General features: G+C 35.7%; 19 protein-coding genes. 10 read left to right on the plus strand and 9 right to left on the minus strand.

Features of this window, described 5'->3' with window-relative positions:
- Positions 1-21: 21 nt before the first annotated feature.
- Positions 22-1107, minus strand: coding sequence for an SGNH/GDSL hydrolase family protein (locus HX129_RS04155; protein ID WP_286436024.1), 1086 nt, complete (start codon positions 1105-1107; stop codon positions 22-24).
- Complete coding sequence (locus tag HX129_RS04160; RefSeq protein ID WP_286433823.1) at positions 1094-2461, minus strand: MBOAT family O-acyltransferase; 1368 nt, start codon at positions 2459-2461, stop codon at positions 1094-1096. The genes HX129_RS04155 and HX129_RS04160 overlap by 14 nt, the downstream gene beginning before the upstream one ends.
- 431 nt (positions 2462-2892) lie before the next feature.
- On the opposite strand from HX129_RS04160, the gene HX129_RS04165 reads away from it, so the two are divergent.
- Together HX129_RS04165 and HX129_RS04170 are read left to right on the plus strand one after the other, a co-directional pair.
- On the plus strand, positions 2893-3648 hold the full coding sequence (locus HX129_RS04165) for an HD domain-containing protein (protein ID WP_286433822.1): 756 nt from the start codon (positions 2893-2895) through the stop codon (positions 3646-3648).
- Between the two features lie 12 nt (positions 3649-3660).
- Positions 3661-4473 carry an alpha/beta fold hydrolase gene (locus HX129_RS04170; protein WP_286433821.1) on the plus strand — a complete coding sequence of 271 codons (813 nt, stop codon included), beginning with the start codon at positions 3661-3663 and terminating at the stop codon, positions 4471-4473.
- On the opposite strand, the gene HX129_RS04175 is transcribed toward HX129_RS04170, so the two are convergent.
- Together HX129_RS04175 and HX129_RS04180 are read right to left on the minus strand one after the other, a co-directional pair.
- Entirely contained in the window at positions 4460-5083 is a 624-nt protein-coding gene (locus HX129_RS04175) for an MFS transporter (protein WP_286433820.1), read from the minus strand. The two genes, HX129_RS04170 and HX129_RS04175, sit on opposite strands and share 14 nt — an antisense overlap.
- A 124-nt stretch (positions 5084-5207) precedes the next feature.
- On the minus strand, positions 5208-6107 hold the full coding sequence (locus HX129_RS04180; protein WP_130073456.1) for a LysR family transcriptional regulator: 900 nt from the start codon (positions 6105-6107) through the stop codon (positions 5208-5210).
- A 99-nt stretch (positions 6108-6206) separates the two neighbouring features.
- Between HX129_RS04180 and HX129_RS04185 the strand changes: the two genes are divergently transcribed.
- Both HX129_RS04185 and HX129_RS04190 read left to right on the plus strand, forming a co-directional pair.
- Complete coding sequence (locus tag HX129_RS04185) at positions 6207-6683, plus strand: CidA/LrgA family protein (RefSeq protein ID WP_286433819.1); 477 nt, start codon at positions 6207-6209, stop codon at positions 6681-6683.
- A complete protein-coding gene (locus tag HX129_RS04190) occupies positions 6674-7369 on the plus strand; it encodes an LrgB family protein (RefSeq protein ID WP_174492583.1) in 696 nt (231 codons plus the stop codon). The genes HX129_RS04185 and HX129_RS04190 overlap by 10 nt, the downstream gene beginning before the upstream one ends.
- A 174-nt stretch (positions 7370-7543) precedes the next feature.
- On the opposite strand, the gene HX129_RS04195 is transcribed toward HX129_RS04190, so the two are convergent.
- Genes HX129_RS04195 through HX129_RS04215 form a run of 5 tightly spaced genes read right to left on the minus strand, consistent with a single transcriptional unit; the run spans position 7544 to position 11179 of the window.
- A complete protein-coding gene (locus tag HX129_RS04195; protein ID WP_286433818.1) occupies positions 7544-8284 on the minus strand; it encodes an adenosylcobinamide-GDP ribazoletransferase in 741 nt (246 codons plus the stop codon).
- 1 nt (position 8285) lies between these two features.
- The gene (locus HX129_RS04200; RefSeq protein ID WP_286433917.1) at positions 8286-8912 is read right to left on the minus strand and encodes a histidine phosphatase family protein; all 627 of its coding nucleotides are present in this window, start codon (positions 8910-8912) and stop codon (positions 8286-8288) included.
- Positions 8913-8958: 46 nt separating this feature from the next.
- A complete protein-coding gene (cobT, locus tag HX129_RS04205) occupies positions 8959-10011 on the minus strand; it encodes a nicotinate-nucleotide--dimethylbenzimidazole phosphoribosyltransferase (RefSeq protein ID WP_286436025.1) in 1053 nt (350 codons plus the stop codon).
- The gene (cobU, locus tag HX129_RS04210) at positions 10008-10553 is read right to left on the minus strand and encodes a bifunctional adenosylcobinamide kinase/adenosylcobinamide-phosphate guanylyltransferase (RefSeq protein WP_286433816.1); all 546 of its coding nucleotides are present in this window, start codon (positions 10551-10553) and stop codon (positions 10008-10010) included. Before cobU ends, cobT begins: the two co-directional genes overlap by 4 nt.
- Positions 10550-11179 carry a 2'-5' RNA ligase family protein gene (locus HX129_RS04215; protein ID WP_286433815.1) on the minus strand — a complete coding sequence of 210 codons (630 nt, stop codon included), beginning with the start codon at positions 11177-11179 and terminating at the stop codon, positions 10550-10552. Before HX129_RS04215 ends, cobU begins: the two co-directional genes overlap by 4 nt.
- A 524-nt stretch (positions 11180-11703) precedes the next feature.
- Between HX129_RS04215 and HX129_RS04220 the strand changes: the two genes are divergently transcribed.
- The 6 genes from HX129_RS04220 (at position 11704) to HX129_RS04245 (ending at position 17149) form a co-directional block, all read left to right on the plus strand.
- The gene (locus HX129_RS04220) at positions 11704-12012 is read left to right on the plus strand and encodes an ArsR/SmtB family transcription factor (RefSeq protein WP_130073449.1); all 309 of its coding nucleotides are present in this window, start codon (positions 11704-11706) and stop codon (positions 12010-12012) included.
- A 141-nt stretch (positions 12013-12153) separates the two neighbouring features.
- Positions 12154-13887 (plus strand): SulP family inorganic anion transporter, encoded by a 1734-nt coding sequence (locus tag HX129_RS04225; RefSeq protein ID WP_286433814.1) that lies wholly within the window; start codon positions 12154-12156, stop codon positions 13885-13887.
- A 176-nt stretch (positions 13888-14063) separates the two neighbouring features.
- Entirely contained in the window at positions 14064-15260 is a 1197-nt protein-coding gene (sstT, locus tag HX129_RS04230) for a serine/threonine transporter SstT (RefSeq protein ID WP_174492577.1), read from the plus strand.
- A gap of 46 nt (positions 15261-15306) precedes the next feature.
- Positions 15307-15981: a YoaK family protein gene (locus HX129_RS04235; protein WP_130073446.1), complete on the plus strand. Its 675-nt coding sequence runs from the start codon at positions 15307-15309 to the stop codon at positions 15979-15981.
- A gap of 15 nt (positions 15982-15996) precedes the next feature.
- On the plus strand, positions 15997-16533 hold the full coding sequence (locus HX129_RS04240) for a DUF2058 domain-containing protein (RefSeq protein ID WP_174492575.1): 537 nt from the start codon (positions 15997-15999) through the stop codon (positions 16531-16533).
- 424 nt (positions 16534-16957) lie between these two features.
- Positions 16958-17149 carry a ribbon-helix-helix protein, CopG family gene (locus tag HX129_RS04245; protein WP_130073443.1) on the plus strand — a complete coding sequence of 64 codons (192 nt, stop codon included), beginning with the start codon at positions 16958-16960 and terminating at the stop codon, positions 17147-17149.
- The last annotated feature ends 96 nt before the right edge of the window (positions 17150-17245 follow it).

The raw sequence follows: 17245 nt of genomic DNA on the forward strand, positions 1-17245 counted from the left end.
GAATTTCTAATTAAATATCGACTACTGAATGACGTTTAAATGCTGACTGATCACATTGGCAATCGCTTTTTGTCCTTCTGCAGAGAAATGAATCCCGTCCGCACTGCGCATTTTGATGGATTGACCATCTTTGACCAAATAATCACTATAAACATTGTTCTTATTACCCAAAATAGGGCGAGAATCTATGAAGAATGCTTTGCTTTTTTGTACCTGATCTGCAACCACTTGATTTAAGTAGATCATCTGCTCATTTAATTGTGGTTTACGCATGTTTGGTGGGGTTAACCACATGACACGTACATTATGTTGCTGAGCCGTATCAATAATTTCCTTAATTCGTGAACGATAGACCGCTTCCCATTCAGGCGATTTAAATTTTAAATATGTTCCGCCTTTCGGGTTGGGCATATCCCAAGGGTCATTCGGTCCTAAAAAAACCACTAAAATTTTAATTTCAGGATGACTTACAATGGTTTCTTGAATGGTTTTTGGCCAATCAAAAAAGCTTGGATAAGATAAACCTGTACTTTGTTTACTCAAATTCACGGTTTTAATGTCATAATTTTCCAGTAAATACTTTTGTACAAACGGTGCAACCCCTTGCATTAAAGAATCTCCTGCAAAAAATACTTGATCATTTTTTGTTAAACTAAATTGATTGAGTAAATTTTGATGCTCACGCGCAGCCGCTTCTTTGGCTAAACGGATTTTTTCCTGTTTGGCTTTTTCAACCAATTGCTGTTTATATTCTGTGGTATACGCATAATCATGATTAAATGTGTCAACAATATATTGATTATGCTGCTGAATTGAATTTTTTACAGCATTATGTTCAGCATAGAACAAAGTGCCTAGTTCTCCCCCTTTTTGCCACATTGGGTATTTATCCAAAACCTTGAGGGGACTGTCTTGATGATAGGTCTGTTGATAATAGGCATTCACTGAATTTTGCATCATCCAAATACCTAAAACAGCAGTGACCACTAAAAATACAACCGTATACAGCACACCTTGCCAATGATCATTTTCAATATGATCCTGTGTTGTTGCGTGATCGTAGTCAAAATTTAAGCGTGTCATTTCGCTTGGATTAGAAGTTGGCATAAATAAATCCTGGAATGCCTGATGGGGCACAAATCACAATGACAATAAAAACAATAAGTAAAGGCACAAATAGAGCATATTTCGGTAAGACTTCAAAACGCATTCTTTGCGTTGAAAACAAACGCTTCACAAATGAATAGGCAATCCAAGAAATGGTCAATAAAGTCAGTAAATACAATGGATTATTCGACCATTGTACATTAACATAATTGGTGAATAAGGCTTGAAATACTTGCATTGCTTCTTCAAAAGTTTTCGCTCGGAAAAATACAAAACAAAAACAGACAAAATGAATAGTGACAAATACACCTAAAACCTTACCGATCCAACTTGATTTGTAGAGTGCATCACGGGCTTCTTTTGTTGAAACTTTAAAGGTTTTTTCATAGAGTTTATCGGCAACATTAAGCAGCACCAAAGCCAAACCGTGAAATAATCCCCATAAGAAAAAATTCCAACCTGAGCCATGCCATACACCTGAAAGTACCATCGCTAGAAGTAAATTAAACTGCGTACGTACAAAACCGCCACGGCTACCGCCCAATGGAATATAGATATAATCACGAATCCATGTTGACAGGCTGATATGCCATTTGTCCCAAAAATCACGGATATTATGTGCAAGCAAAGGTGCTCTAAAGTTAACAGGGAGTTTAAAACCGAGCAGTAGACCAAAAGCGATCATCATTTCGCTATAGCCAGAAAAGTCTAAAAATAGCTGTAAGGTATAACCATAAATCGCCGCAAGTACTTCTAAACTATGATATTGCATTGGATTAGAAAAGACAGGATTGACCCAATTGTCTGCCAACCACCCTGCAATCCACCATTTTTTAACCAATGCCAATGCGATGAATAAAAAAGCTAAACTTGGAAATAAAATATGACGACGCTGCGATGAACGGATTTGTTCACTCATACCGCAGGCATGTCCTTGAATATCTGTTAAGCCTTTGGCACTTTGTGCACGAGCAATGGGCCCTGCCGTAATGGTCGCAAAAAATGAAAAGTGCATGAATAACTCGTTCAATTTAAAACGAGGTACATCCACTTCTTCACGATAACGGCTGACTAAATAACTGATGGCTTGAAATGAATAATATGAAATCCCTAAAGGTAGAATCAGGTTTGCCACCAAACCTGAGCTGTCTAAGTTTAAATGATTCAATGCAAAGCTGATTTGTGCTTTAAAAAAGTCATAAAACTTAAATAAAGATAATTGAGCAATGGTCAGCAAAATACCAATCAAGAATAATGTCTTTTTATGTTGTGCATAGCGCTCCATCAAAACGCTTATTAGAAAAACAGCACAGGTAAATCCCAATAAAATGAAGACAGGTAATTCACCTGCCATCAGATAGATCAATGTGTAGCTAAACAGAATCAAAATCAAATTTTGTATTTTCGGACTAAAACGAAATGACCAATAAATACAAAAAAAAGCAATGAAAAACAGACAAAACTCGATGGACAAAAACGAAAACATTTCAGCTACTGCACTGCGATAACGACGCAAATATAGCACTTGCGTTACAATTTTAAAACAAAAATAAAATTATTATTATCAATATTTTAAATTTATTTAATCGAACTGTTAGACAAAATATGTGGATTTTGTACATTTTACATACAAAAATTTTTAGCACATTAAAATTTAATCAAATTTAAGTGGACACACAGCATGATGCTGTTCAGCCTTTAATCTATTTTTAGAATTGCATTTTGGAAAATTTCGATGCACAATAAATTAGAGTAATTGCTCTAATTTTAAGAAAAGGAATAAAAATGCTTGGTGATCGTGCATGGATGACCTTAACGCAAGGCAAATTAAACTTTAAAGACAAAATCACGTTGCTAAAAAAATTTATACTTCCTGCAGCATTCAATTTTGCAAAATCTCAATGTAACGTGACATCGCCTTCACATCATTTAACACCGCAAGAGATTAAAATTCCTGACACCGCGATTGTTAAAGACGCTCTCTTTGAATTAGAACAGACCCATTGCCAAGCAACCATTTTACATTCTTGGCGTTGTTATTTTTGGGGTGTCGCAATTGCGCAGAGTAAACAATGGCAATTTGATGATGAAATTTTTTTAATTGCAAGTTTACTGCATGATGTTGCTTTGGCAGATCCAAAAAATGAATATCAAAGTTGCCAATGCTTTACTTTTGAAAGTGCCTTACGTTCAGAAAGTATTTGCCATCGGCATGATTATCCTGCACATAAAAGTCAAAAAATTTCAGATGCAATCTGTTTACATATGAATGGCTATTTGGATGAAAAAGACTATTGTTTGGCAAAAGAAAGTTTACTTTTACAACAAGCCACTGCCTATGATGTGATTGGTAGCGAAGCCCAATACATTTCTCACCACTATCAAACAGAAATTTTAAAGCATTATCCTAGAACACAGTTCAAAACACGTTTTCAAGATTTAATGCTACAAGAAGCTCAACGCCATCCACATGCCAGACCGGCATTCATGAATGCGTTCGGGCTAAAATTAATGATTCAATTCAATCATCAATTAAAATAAGGCAATACCCAGATGAATAAAACCATCTTACAAAAACAACTTACATTTCCACAAAGTGATCAAATTTTAGTGGATATTTATAAAATTGCTCAGCAACAGCATGTCATTATTGTATTACCCGCGCTTGGTGTTGCTATTCAAAAATATGAACCACTGATTCAACATTTAATTGAACAAGGCTTTAATGTCATTGCAGCCGATTATCCAGGATGTGGACGTAATACCCCATCCGTTTCTGCAACATTTGATTTTGGTTATGCGGATTTATTGGGGTATTTCATTCCACAATTAGTCAACATTGCACTAGAATTATCACCACAAATACCTATTTTATTAGGACACAGTTTAGGTGGACATTTAGCAACACTCTATGCTCAGCATCATGTCATTAAAGTCATTGGCATTGCTACAGGTAATATTGGTTTAAAATATTGGGATTACAAAGGCAAATTTAATATTTTAAAAGCTGCGGTAATTTTTAATGCCATGATTTTAAAAGATGGGTATTTGGAAGGTTATAAAGTTGGCTTTGGAAATAAAGAAGCAAAAACATTAATGCATGATTGGTCTAAAGTGATTTTTACTGGAAATTATCGCCATATTTTACCAAAAGAATCTCTATCGAAAAATCCAGCATTATTTATCCAATTCAAACAAGATGATTTTGCCCCAATGTCTTCGACACTCGGACTAAGTCGCTATTTTTACACGCCCAAAGTGCAACAGTTAGACTTAACACAGAGTTTAAAAGGTCATCAACATAGTGTTTGGCTCAAACAACCCAAAGCTGTTGTTGAATTGATTAGATCGTTTATACGGGACTAAATCCATAAAGTACAGATATGACATAAGTCCATACCATAAGCATTGCGATGGACATGATGAACAGCATTGCTTTACGCTGCCATTGAAATGTAGCTGCCAATTGAATTCGTTGTCGTTTTTGAGCATTTTTGACTTGTGTTTTATCAAACTTTATAAAAAATACAAAGCCTGCCAATAATATGATGCCTGCACTATAAAATACAGCTGTCCATACCAAATCATATTTGGCTTGCAATAAATGCCGTGAATTTTCGTATGGTTTTATTGGTAGATCGACTTGGACTAATTGGTTATGCTCATCTAAATATTGAAATTGTTTTAATTCATATTCTCTCGTATGCTGAGGTGTCTGCGCAAAATAACGCTCATAAAAACTGACGTTTTGAATTTTATATTGCGGATGATCAAATTCATTGCAAATGTCTTGAGATAATTTAACACACTGTAATTCATAAATTTGCTTTCCATTAATAGAAAAATAAAGTCGCCTCCGATCTCCTTTCCAATCATTTTCTACATATTGTAACTGTTGCGGAATATGGTAATGAACCAAACGATATTCCCCAAAGGCAATATTTTGATAATGTTCAGCATTTGAAATTAACTTCATACCCATAAATACATTGAGCATGAAAAAGTAGAACAAGATTGCATGGAATGTTCTATTTTTATCTTTACTATAAGTCATAATTTTTTAATTTTGCAGTTTCTCAATAATTTGAAATTTAAAAATTTTAAAAATGAATTTTATCACGATGCTGATCGACAATATTTAACCACGCACGTGTTGCTGGGCTCATGGTGACAGAGGTATTCCATGCCATACTGAGTGTCCAATTTAAATTTGGCTGTGTCAAAAGCACGGTTTGATAATGTGTTTGATCTAACTGATCACAATAGATTTGAGGTAAAAGTGCAATACCCATATCAAACTCAACCATTTTTGAAATAAAGTCCCATTGTCCACTTTTACATACCACATGTGGTTCAAAGCCAACGCTTTGTGCTGCTGCGATAATCACATTATTTAAGGTAAAAGAGTCGGCATAGAGTAAAAAAGATTCCTCTTTTAGTTCAATTAGATCGACATTTTTACGATTTTTCCATTTAGCGTTTTTCGCTGACAATAAGCATAAAGGCGAGTCCAAAACAGGAATCGCTGAAAAGTTTGGTCTTAGATTTCCGAGTAAAATCCCAACATCAACTGTTTTTTCTGCAATCGCTTCCTCTACGCCGTTTGCACCTACTTCTAAAAATTTGAGTTCAATCTCTGGATATTGTTGATGAAATAATGCAATTAATGGACTGAATAAGACTGAACCTAAAGGCGGTAAGCCAATGGTGAGTTTGCCTTTTTTTAAATGATGTACATGTTGAATCGTGTCATAAATTTTTTGTTGTTCTTGCAAAATTGTGACAGCATGTTGATAAATTAATTCACCTGTATAGGTTAAATACACCTCACGTTTACGCCCTGCTTCACCCTTTTTAAATAATGCAGTCTGTAATTCATATTCTAAATGTGCGATTGCCTTACTGATTGTAGGTTGGGTCATACATAACTTCTCTGCTGCTAGTGAAAAGCTTTGTACATCTACAACTGTCCGAAAAATTTTTAAGCTTTTTAAATCCATAAATTATTCCTTTTAAGAATAATATTAATTTAATTATTCATAATTTAGCATAAAAGTGCGTAATAAAATAAGACATCTGTTCGCAACAAGCCGCATATTATGTCGCATTCACACCATTTATTTTCTAAGCTGAATTTCTCTGCAAAGTTCAGTTTTATCGGCATAGTCTTTTTACAAATTCTTTTACTACTGGTCTTCTTCGCAATGGGTGGCGTGATCAAAAACGCTTTCAATCTCCCTATTTCAGCCGCTGTTATTGGTTTAATGCTTGTACTGCTCTGTTTATTCAGCGGTATTTTAAAATTAAACTGGATTAAGACAGGTTCTGACATGATTTTGGCAGAATTAGTACTTTTCTTTATTCCTTGTTTCATCGGGCTGATGAAATACAAAGATTTATTTTTGACTGAAGGTTGGCAACTGCTGATCGCCGTGTTTATCGGAACAATTTGTGTCATGGTCTGTACAGCGTATAGCGTACATTTTGGTTTTAAACTTGAGCATAAAATTAAGCAACGGCGATTAGAGCATCAGAACAAATGGCAACATGATCAGGAGAAGCATAAATGTCTTTAATTTCCATGGTCTGTTTTGTTGGAACATTACTTGCCTACATTTTAGCCAAAAAACTGTATCGTAAATTACCTTACTTGGTTTTTTCACCTGCAATCCTTGTGCCTGTGATGATTATCCTGATTTTACTGTGTTCTCATACCACATATGAAACTTATATGCTGGACAGTCAATGGATCGTATGGATGCTCGGACCTGCCACAGTGGCTTTTGCGATTCCTATTTATGAATATCGCAAAGTGATCTACCAACATATTTTATCTATTTCAATGGGGGTGATCTTTGGCATGTTCGCAGGGATGCTCAGTGCATTTTATTTGGCAAAATTATTTCGCTTTGATCAGATGACCACGTATAGCTTAATGGCACGTTCAATCTCTACGCCTTTTGCGATGGAACTGGCGGAACATATTGGTGGCTCGGTGGAATTGGTGATTTTATTTACCATTATTACAGGACTGGTCGGAATGTGTTTTGGTGATGTGATTTTAAGAATGATTCACTTAAAATCGCACTTTGCCATGGGTGCATCTTTAGGCAATGCAGCACATGGTTTTGGCACAAGCAAAGCCTATATGCGTCATCAACAAGAAGGTGTGATTGCAAGTTTGACCATGGTACTTGCTGGTATTTTCATGGTCATTGTAGGGCCTTATTTGGTACAAATGATTTTAGTGTTTGCAGGTTGACCGGGAAAATTGAAATGACCAATCATCTACTATTTGGTTGATGTTTGGTATTTCATTAAATACAAAGCATCAAAATGTCCAATAAAAAGTTTACCAATCTCTATGTGATAGATCCTATAAAGATTTAAAATGCTGTGGACGTTCTTCTTCTATGTTTCACACAAATTTATAAGATTAAAAATAAAAACTTAAAATCACAAAACACAACAAAGTGGCTGTTTCTAAAATTTCAATGCTTGCCCCGACAGTATCTCCCGTAATCCCTGCAATACGTTGTATAAATTTATGCCGTAAATAATATAAACTGAATAGAAATACAAAACTGATGACAAGACCAAGCCATGAAAAAACCAAAGGAAAACTTAAACACACCACAATAAGCAAAACAGCCGTTTTTTGCGGAATAAATTCTGCCAATGCCGAACCCAAACCATTTTTTCTCACATAAGGCGTGGTCAGAAATAAAATCAGAGGTGCAATACGTCCAAGGACTGGAAATATAAGCAAAGCGAGTAACATTTTTTGTTGCAGTAACACATAAATTGCAGACCCCTTCAACAAACAAATCATCACTAAACTTAAAACGCCAATCGGGCCACAATTTGGATCTTTCATAATGGCTAAAGTACGTGCTTGATCACCAAAACCACCGACCCACGCATCAGCAGTATCCGCCAAACCGTCTAAATGCAATCCGCCTGTCAACCAAATCCATGTACACAACACGATAGAAGTCAATAAAATGATTGGTAAGCTTTGAAATAATATCGCTATCGCCCATAAAATAGCACCAATTAATAAACCCACAACGGGATAAAACAACAATGATTGTCCATTTTGCTGTGGGCTGGGCATCGCTTTTAACTGAATAGGAAAGGTTGTTAAAAACTGCAATGCAATTAAAAAAGGGGTCATGTTAAAGTTCTTTACTGTTTAAAGTATCTGATAAATAAAGTATTGAGTTTTGTTCAATATCGATTTCAAAGCGATGCAATGTGCCTAATTCAGCCGACAACGTTAAAATTTCATCTAAGTTTTTTTGTGCTGCAAGACATTTTAATAATTTAATGACTCCACCGTGTGTGACCAATAAAACTCGTTGCCAATGCTGTTGCTGCATTGCATGTTGTATATTTTTCAATGCTGTGCAAATTCTTAAATAAAACTGCTGCATTGTTTCTGCATTGGGCGGTGTATATTGCGTTGGGCTTTGCCAAAATAAACTCAATTCATTTGGAAAATTTTCATAAATCCATTGTGTTGATTTTGCTTCCCAATCTCCAAAATGCATCTCTTGTAAATTCGGTTCGATTCGTAAGCTTTTGCCGTACTGCGCACTTAATTGTTCAGCAAATAACTGACAACGCTGTAATGGTGAACTATAAATTGCCCGCCACGGAACGCCGTGTGAAGATTGATCTAAAAAATCCTGAACCGTCGTCTGCATTTGCAATTGTCCCTGTTCAGTTAAGGCATCATCGGTCGAACCTCTGAGCGTATGACTCAATGTGGTTTCACCATGCCGAAGTAAATCAATCTCCACGATCATTGCATCATCCTACAAATTCAACATAAACTTAATCGGAAGCTTAAATTTTTTCACCGATGACGGCAGCTTCTGCAAAAGTTGCCATATTATTATGTAAACTACAGGCAAGTTTAATCACTCCCAAAGATGCACCGGCCCCGCTGCCTTCACCTAAACGTAAATTTAATTTCAATAAAGGTTCAGCATTGAGTTCTTGCAATAAACGTTGATGCCCATATTCTGCCGATTGATGCCCAAATAACATCCATTGACGTACATCAGGGTTTAAACGCACGGCGATTAAAGCCGAAACACTACTAATAAAACCATCGACCACCACAGGTAAACCGACTTGTGCACAACGAATATAAGCACCTGTCATCGCAGCGATTTCTAAGCCACCCACCGCACAAAGTGCCTTAAACACATCACCATTCACATCCTTTTTATGGAGTTCAAGCGCTTGATGAATGATATTTTTCTTATGTTCTAATTGTTCTGCACGAATACCTGTGCCGACACCTGTTAACTTCTCAGGCGATTCATTTAATAAAAAACATGCAACCGCAGACGCCGAACAAGTATTTCCAATGCCCATTTCACCTGCGACATAAATTGAAGCATTTTGTGTAAATGCTTGGTCAACACTATCTTTCCCGAGTTGCATCGCTGCGTGGCATTGTGCTTCAGTCATCGCAACTGTTTTGGCAAAGTTTGCAGTACCTTCAGCGATACAATGTTGTTCAACACCTTGGTACTCGTAGCTTTCGCCTACAGAGCCACAGTCAATGACTTGTAGTTTTGCATTATATTCTTTTGCAATCACGCTAATACATGCGCCACCTGTAGCGAAATTTTGTAACATCTGTCGTGTCACGGCTTGTGGATATGCAGAAATATTTTCTTCCATTACCCCATGATCACCTGCAAAAATACAAATCCAAGGAAAATCCACATTGGGTTTAGCTTGACCTTGTAAACTCGCCAATTGCACAGCAATATTTTCTAAGGTAGAAAGTGAACCTGTAGGTTTAGTCAATTGTAATTGACGTTGTTCCGCCTCTTGTTTCGTTGCAACATTTGGGCTTTTACATGCATCTAACCACCAATTCATTCTTTCTCTCCTTTTAAATACATGGGAAAACCTGCGACACAAAAAATCACTTGATCGGCAATTTTTCCGAGTTGTTGATGTAAACGACCTGATTCATCTACAAATTTACGGCTCACTTCACCCATCGGCACGACACCAAGCCCTGTTTCATTACTGACTAAAATAATGTGTGCCTGTAAAGTGGGTAATATTTTTAATAACTTTTCACATTCTTGCATTTGTAATTCAGCATGTTGAAATTCCTGTGAATTTTCATCTTGCTTTAACAACAAATTGGTCATCCACAACGTTAAACAATCCACTAAAATCACATGCTCGGGCTGATCTATTTTTTCTAATAAATCTGCCAAATAAATGGGTTCTTCCAGCACAGTCCAATCCGTTGGTCGCTGATTTTGATGATGCTCAATTCGTGATTGCATTTCTGCATCCCATGCCTGCGCTGTTGCAATATAAGTCACGTCCAAAGCAGAGCATTGAGCCAATTGTTCTGCCAAACGACTTTTGCCTGAACGTGCACCACCTAAAATAAGTCGAATCATAGTTGACCTAAATGTATTTGTTGATGGGCATATAACTGCCCTTGGATCATTTTGGCTTTGTAGTAACCAAATGTTAAATGCTCGATGTGAATTTCAAAATGCTTTTGATGAATCTTTTCAATTGTTTGAAAGATCTCTGAGGAATGATAGGCTTGGTTGTAAAGTCCTAAAGTAATATGTGGTAGATATTGTAAAGGTGCTATTTCATGATGCGTTTTTGAAAATAAATTTCTAATATTACTTAGGCTATTTTCAAAATCAAAAATTTCAATAAATAAGGCACTATCAAAACTTTGCAGATTGCCTGTTAATATTTTAAAACTTTGAAATTGCTGTTGAATGATGTATTGAACCTGTTGTTTAAATTGCGCAATTGAAAAATCATCATTTAAAATAGGTTGTTTTTCCGTTAAAAATCCACAAACAAATAAGGTAATATGGAACTGACGAATATTAGGTTGAAATAAAAAATTTGAAAAATATTTTCTTAGGCTATTTAGATATTCTAATAAAGTCGGCTCTGTAATTTCGATATACCATAACGCATAATCTTCCCTGCCCTGATGCCATTCGGCATAGTCATGGGAAAGCGTAGGAATGGCATAGGATAAAGGTTGTAGTAGCACGATGATTTTTACATAAATGAATAATGCTATTAGAACATAAATTTAAATAATTACTACGCATCATCATTGAGTAATCTTCAACTTAAAACTGAATAATCTTCACATTAGGTTAAATTCTAAGCTTGGCTTTCATGTCTGGTGCTTGCTTTAAATTTTACGTCATACAATGCTAAATTTATAACAACTTGCAACGATTTTCATGTACGAGTATGCTTAGGCTATTTAGACTATATTGCATGATATTAATCTCCTCTTACTCACAAGCGCCAATGCAAAGTATGGATCAAAAACTATGGTCACAGTACCTTAATCTATTGAAACTTATATAAAATTATCATATGGATATATTTATATTTAAATTGCATAAAAATAATATACCTTATAAAAAAAACTTAAGATTAATCAGAAATAAATATGAAAGTATTCGTGTTAGGATGGAGCTTGCAATAGAATAGCCCGATTCGTTTACGATATGCATGTATTCGATTATGCACATGAGGCAATATTAGGAGTTTCTGATCTTTATGAGTCAGAGTTTTCAAATTGATGCAATGCGAGCATCTGCCACCGATGTGGTTTCAATTTTAAAATCCTTAGCGAATACCGATCGCTTATTGATTTTATGTCATTTGGTTCAACAAGAACTAAATGTTTCGCAAATCGAGCAACATACTCAAATTACCCAACCAACGTTGTCACAACAACTGATGATGTTGCGTAAAAGTGATATGGTCAGCACTCGACGTGATGGTAAACAAATTTATTATTCAATTAAAGATCCAAAGCTAAGTCTTGTTTTAAATACACTTTATGACTTGTATTGTCCTCAGTGATTTTTAATCTGTAGTCAGATCAACTTTGAATAAATTGAAAATCAAGCATTTAAAGTTGATCAAAATTTGTATTTTAAAATGGGACTATAATTCTTAGCATTTTTTCTGCATAATATATATAAAAATATGATATAGATTTTTATGCCTAAATCTCAATCTAAGTTAAATGCTATCATCCCTGCTTGGCAGTGGCTGCAACATTATAATGCTCCTTTTTTTAAAGCAGATTTACTTGCAGCACTCATTGTCATTGCAATGCTTGTTCCGCAAGGTATGGCATATGCCATGGTAGCTGGTTTACCACCGATCACAGGTTTGTATGCCAGTATCTTACCGATGATTGTGTATGCTATTGTCGGTGGTAGTCCAACATTGTCGATTGGTCCTGTCGCACTGATTTCAATGATGACATTTGCGACCTTACAACCCTTGTATGAAGTAGGTTCACCTGTTTATATTCAAGCAGCGTGTTTATTGGCAGTCTTGGTCGGAGTTTTATCGACTTTATTGGGAATCTTGCGTTTCGGTTTTTTAATTCGGCTAATTAGTCATCCTGTCATCAAAAGTTTTATTATTGCCTCTGCTGTTTTGATTGCACTAAGTCAACTTAAATTTTTAGTCAATTTACCGTTACAATCGGGCAATGTCGTTGAATTTGTAATTTCTGCTGCCGAATATATTTCATTGATTCATTTTCCGAGTTTAATCTTTGGTGGCTTTGCCATTTTACTCTTAATTTACGCCCCTAAAATCATTGGTTTTTCTTTAGCAAAATTAGATAAAAATAGCATTATTTTTATCAATAAATCATTGCCATTATTACTGGTATTTTTTTCGATTGCACTGGTACAGCTTTTAAACCTTGATCAGTTTGGTATCAAAACTGTAGGGGAAATTCCTTCGGGTATTCCCCCACTCTCAATGCCATTTTGGTCTTGGGATTTGGTGATGCAACTATTACCGGGTGCCGCGATGATTACGATGGTCAGTTTTGTTGAATCTATTTCGATCGCTCAAGCGACCGCATTTCAAAAAAGAAGTGAACTCAACAGTAACCAAGAATTGGTCGCTTTAGGTTTAGCAAACCTAAGCGCTGGTTTTAGTTCATCTTTTCCTGTAACAGGTAGTTTGTCACGTACAGTAGTGAATGCTGATGCAGGCGCTAAAACGCCGATGGCAGGAGTTTTTTCCTCTCTATTGATTGTTATCGTTAGTTTGTATTTCACAGGTGTTTTCAAAGCCTTACCTTTGGCTGTGCTTGCCGCAACCATTATTGTTTCAATTTGGAAATTGGTTGAATTTAAGCCTTTTATTGAAGCTTGGCGTTATTCTAAAGCCGATGGTATTGCAATGTGGGTAACTTTTTTTGGCGTACTGTGTATTGACATTTCAACAGGTTTAATTATTGGTATTGTTTCAACCTTTATATTATTGCTTTGGCGAATCAGTCGTCCACATATTGCTGTAATTGGTTTAGTTGAAGGAACACAACATTTTCGTAATATTTCACGACATGAAGTTGTGACCAGTGCCAATATTATTTCGATTCGTATTGATGAAAATTTAACATTTTTAAATGCCAATACCTTAAAAGAATTTATTATTGCCGAAGTCAGTAAAAATCAGCATTTACATCATGTTGTAATCAATTGCTCAAGTATCAGTAATATTGACATCAGCGCTTTAGAAGCCCTCGAGGATATTAATGCTGAACTTGCTAAACTCGAAATTAAATTGCATCTATCTGAAATTAAAGGCCCAGTGATGGATCGTTTGAAGGTGTCAAATTTATTGGACGAACTTAGTGGAAATATCTATTTAACCCATTATCAAGCAATGCATGAATTGGATGCACAAACCTTTAATTCATTTTAATTTTTCTTTATTGGTGAATCAATAAACTGCTACAATTTCTCATTTTCAAAAAATTATATATTTTTTAGTATCTTATTTTTTATGTGAAATTGTTTCATTCTCCAAGCACTTTTAGGTATAGAATAGTCGGCTTGTTTATTGATTTTAGTCCAGTTTAAGGCAACTCAGGTTTTAATATGTTCGCTGCCCTAGCACGTTTAAGTTTAGTCACACGTATTCTTATTGCCATCATACTTGGTTTTATAGTTGCATATCTTTTCCCTAATTCTGCTGGATACGTCAGTATTTTAGGTGATATTTTCATTAAGGCATTAAAGTCAGTTGCCCCGATTTTAGTCTTTGTTTTAGTGATGTCGTCCATCGCTAATTTCAAAGTAGGACAAAGTAACCGTCAATTAAAACCTATTTTGATGCTTTACGCTGTGGGCATGCTATTAGCAGCATTCAGCTCTGTTTTTGCGAGTATCGTGTTTCCAAGTACCTTGGTTTTTACAAGTGCTAGTGATATTGCATTACAACCACCTGGTAGCGTAGCTGAAGTCTTGAAAAATTTATTGTTAAGCTTTATTACCAACCCAGTCACTGCACTTTCTGAAGCAAACTTCATTGGAATTCTTGCTTGGGCAGTTGGTTTAGGTGCTGCATTACGTCATGGTTCTGATACAACAAAACAAGTCATTACTGATGTTGCTGATGCAATTAATTCGATCATTCGTATCGTGATTAACCTTGCACCGATTGGTATTTTTGGTTTGGTCGTCGCAACGTTTGCACAAGCTGGTTTAGAAACCTTAGAAAATTATGCGCATTTAATTGCAGTACTTGTGGCAACCATGTTCTTTGTCGCATTGGTTATTAACCCATTATTGGTTGCAATTGTAATGCGCCGTAATCCTTATCCTTTGGTCTTTAAATGTCTAAAAGAAAGTGGGATTACCGCATTTTTCACACGTAGTTCTGCAGCAAATATCCCTGTAAATTTAGACCTTGCAAAACGTTTAGGTGTAAATGAAGCGACTGCAAGTGTTGCCATTCCTTTGGGTGCAACTATTAACATGGCAGGTGCAGCAGTGACCATTACTGTTTTAACCTTAGCAGCTGTAAATACTTTAGGTATTCATGTTGATCTGGTGACTATGGTGATTTTATCCGTGGTTGCGGTAGTGACTGCATGTGGTGCATCAGGCGTTGCAGGGGGATCTTTATTACTCATTCCTGTGGCATGTGGCTTATTTGGTATTCCGAGTGAAATCGCTATGCAAGTGGTTGCTATCGGTATGGTGATTAGCGTGTTACAAGATTCAACTGAAACCGCGCTAAACTCTTCGACCGATGTATTATTTACTGCTGCTGTAGACCTTGCTAAAAAATAATCTCATTCTATACTGAATCAAATCAAGATTTGATTCAGTTAGTTTAATGCCTTTTCAACAGCTCCCTCTTTGGATTCAACTTGGTGCTTTCATGCTTGCATTAAATGCGGGCATGATCAATGTGATTGGATTAATCACTTTACTGCATCAATCTGTTTCGCATATGACAGGCAATGCCAGTATGTTGGCAATCAGCATCATACATGGTGATGTGCCTAATATCATTTTCCTTATTTTAGTGATTCTGAGCTATGTATTGGGCTCAAGCTATAGTGGTTTTATTTTAGGTAATAGTCACTTTCAAATGGGGCGACGTTATGGATTACCATTAAGCTTAGTTGCATTATTTATTGTGCTCAGTTGGTATTTTATTAAGGATTATCCACGCTATGGACTCCTTTGGGCATGTGCTGCAATGGGGATCCAAAATGCTATGGTGAGCCATTATCAGGGTGCGATTATTCGGACTACACATCTTTCTGGCGTTTTAACTGACCTAGGGCTTGCCTTAGGCTATTTATTTCGTGGGCTTTATGTTGAAAAAAAGCGCATTATTTTACATTTACTGATTTTATTTGGATTTATCTTCGGTGGAGTAATTGCCACAGGAGTCTATCCTTATTTAAAATTAAACACCTTTCTAATGCCAGCACTACTCAGTTTTAGTTTAAGTTGCATTTATTGGGTTATTTATTTTCGTATTCATTATCTTACAAAGTGATGGTAGGTTGTTCACATGGTTAAAAATGCTTTAGCAGCTCAATTATTAAAAGCGGGCTTAGTCGATAATAAAAAGGCAAAAAAGTTGTCGAAACAAGCACAACATGAACAGCGTACGGGTCAAAACAATGACGCTGAAATAAAAGCCAAAATTGAGCAAGATAAGCAAGAAAAACTTGCAAAAGATCAAGCACTCAACCAAGAAAAACAACGTATTTTAGATGAAAAAGCCCTCGTTGCTGCGATTATTCAAATGATTGCACAACACAAAATTAAAGACACTGATGGTGATATCAGCTATCAATTTATTGATGATGGCAAAATCAAAAAAGTCTATATTCATCAACAAGTTTATAATGCTCTTGTATCGGGTAGCTTAGTGATTGCCAAAGAAAATAATAGCTATGCATTGTTACCCAAAGCTTTAGCAGACCGTATTAATGAAAAAATGACAGGATTTATTATTGTCAATAACGCCGAAAATAATCAACAAACCACTGATGAAGAAGACCCATATGCAGCTTATGTCATTCCTGATGATTTAATGTGGTAATACCCACATGAATACAATTTTTATGCAAATTGACGCTTGCGAAATAAATTGCTCAATATAGTACCTTGCTCTGTATTGTTAATAATCAGTACACCCACCGCATATATGGTGGGTGTACTTTTTCGAGTATATGCATCGCAGAGATTATTATCGTTCAATTTAGGTCGTACTTAATTACGCACTCATGTTTGGCTTGTAAATGACCAGGATGCCTTTGTTTTAAGATTTTTTAAAATTGGGTATTGTTTTGATGATAAGTAACTGTTAAATATTACAAACTTGAATAAACATGATGAAACTTTTTACCCAACTCATTGTTAGCGTCATTCTATTTCTGGCCAATCAAACAATGTATAGGCACAAAGGGTTACAAAATAGATCGCACATCCTAATCCACCACAAATAATAAATTGAGGACAATATAATGGCTAAATCAAGAATCCAAATTAACGCAGATAGTGATGCAAATAGAGGTTTTGTAAGTAAATCATATAAATTACACACATCAACAGTTCAGCATATTAAAGACCTATCCTGCGAGCTAAATAGATCACAGGGTCAAATCATTGCTGAAGCATTAAAATGCTATGTAGCACATGTAAAAAAGCCTAATTAATCGGGCTTTTTTTACATAATGCCTTTTATAAGCCAAAATAGAAAAACCCGCTTTTTAAGGCGGGTTTAATTCATCAACTTGGACGTTGATGTGTAA

Origin of the sequence: Acinetobacter sp. 251-1, from assembly GCF_030329305.1 — a bacterium.
Classification (GTDB): domain Bacteria; phylum Pseudomonadota; class Gammaproteobacteria; order Pseudomonadales; family Moraxellaceae; genus Acinetobacter; species Acinetobacter piscicola_A.

What these genes read in the sequence shown, in the direction of transcription:
- HX129_RS04155 (WP_286436024.1), bottom strand. Translation starts at nt 1,107, where the DNA reads ATGCCAACTTCTAATCCAAGCGAAATGACACGCTTAAATTTTGACTAC.
- HX129_RS04160 (WP_286433823.1), bottom strand. Translation starts at nt 2,461, where the DNA reads ATGGCAGGTGAATTACCTGTCTTCATTTTATTGGGATTTACCTGTGCT.
- HX129_RS04165 (WP_286433822.1), top strand. Translation starts at nt 2,893, where the DNA reads ATGCTTGGTGATCGTGCATGGATGACCTTAACGCAAGGCAAATTAAAC.
- HX129_RS04170 (WP_286433821.1), top strand. Translation starts at nt 3,661, where the DNA reads ATGAATAAAACCATCTTACAAAAACAACTTACATTTCCACAAAGTGAT.
- HX129_RS04175 (WP_286433820.1), bottom strand. Translation starts at nt 5,083, where the DNA reads ATGAAGTTAATTTCAAATGCTGAACATTATCAAAATATTGCCTTTGGG.
- HX129_RS04180 (WP_130073456.1), bottom strand. Translation starts at nt 6,107, where the DNA reads ATGGATTTAAAAAGCTTAAAAATTTTTCGGACAGTTGTAGATGTACAA.
- HX129_RS04185 (WP_286433819.1), top strand. Translation starts at nt 6,207, where the DNA reads ATGTCGCATTCACACCATTTATTTTCTAAGCTGAATTTCTCTGCAAAG.
- HX129_RS04190 (WP_174492583.1), top strand. Translation starts at nt 6,674, where the DNA reads ATGTCTTTAATTTCCATGGTCTGTTTTGTTGGAACATTACTTGCCTAC.
- HX129_RS04195 (WP_286433818.1), bottom strand. Translation starts at nt 8,284, where the DNA reads ATGACCCCTTTTTTAATTGCATTGCAGTTTTTAACAACCTTTCCTATT.
- cobT (WP_286436025.1), bottom strand. Translation starts at nt 10,011, where the DNA reads ATGAATTGGTGGTTAGATGCATGTAAAAGCCCAAATGTTGCAACGAAA.
- cobU (WP_286433816.1), bottom strand. Translation starts at nt 10,553, where the DNA reads ATGATTCGACTTATTTTAGGTGGTGCACGTTCAGGCAAAAGTCGTTTG.
- HX129_RS04220 (WP_130073449.1), top strand. Translation starts at nt 11,704, where the DNA reads ATGAGTCAGAGTTTTCAAATTGATGCAATGCGAGCATCTGCCACCGAT.
- HX129_RS04225 (WP_286433814.1), top strand. Translation starts at nt 12,154, where the DNA reads ATGCCTAAATCTCAATCTAAGTTAAATGCTATCATCCCTGCTTGGCAG.
- sstT (WP_174492577.1), top strand. Translation starts at nt 14,064, where the DNA reads ATGTTCGCTGCCCTAGCACGTTTAAGTTTAGTCACACGTATTCTTATT.
- HX129_RS04235 (WP_130073446.1), top strand. Translation starts at nt 15,307, where the DNA reads ATGCCTTTTCAACAGCTCCCTCTTTGGATTCAACTTGGTGCTTTCATG.
- HX129_RS04240 (WP_174492575.1), top strand. Translation starts at nt 15,997, where the DNA reads ATGGTTAAAAATGCTTTAGCAGCTCAATTATTAAAAGCGGGCTTAGTC.
- HX129_RS04245 (WP_130073443.1), top strand. Translation starts at nt 16,958, where the DNA reads ATGGCTAAATCAAGAATCCAAATTAACGCAGATAGTGATGCAAATAGA.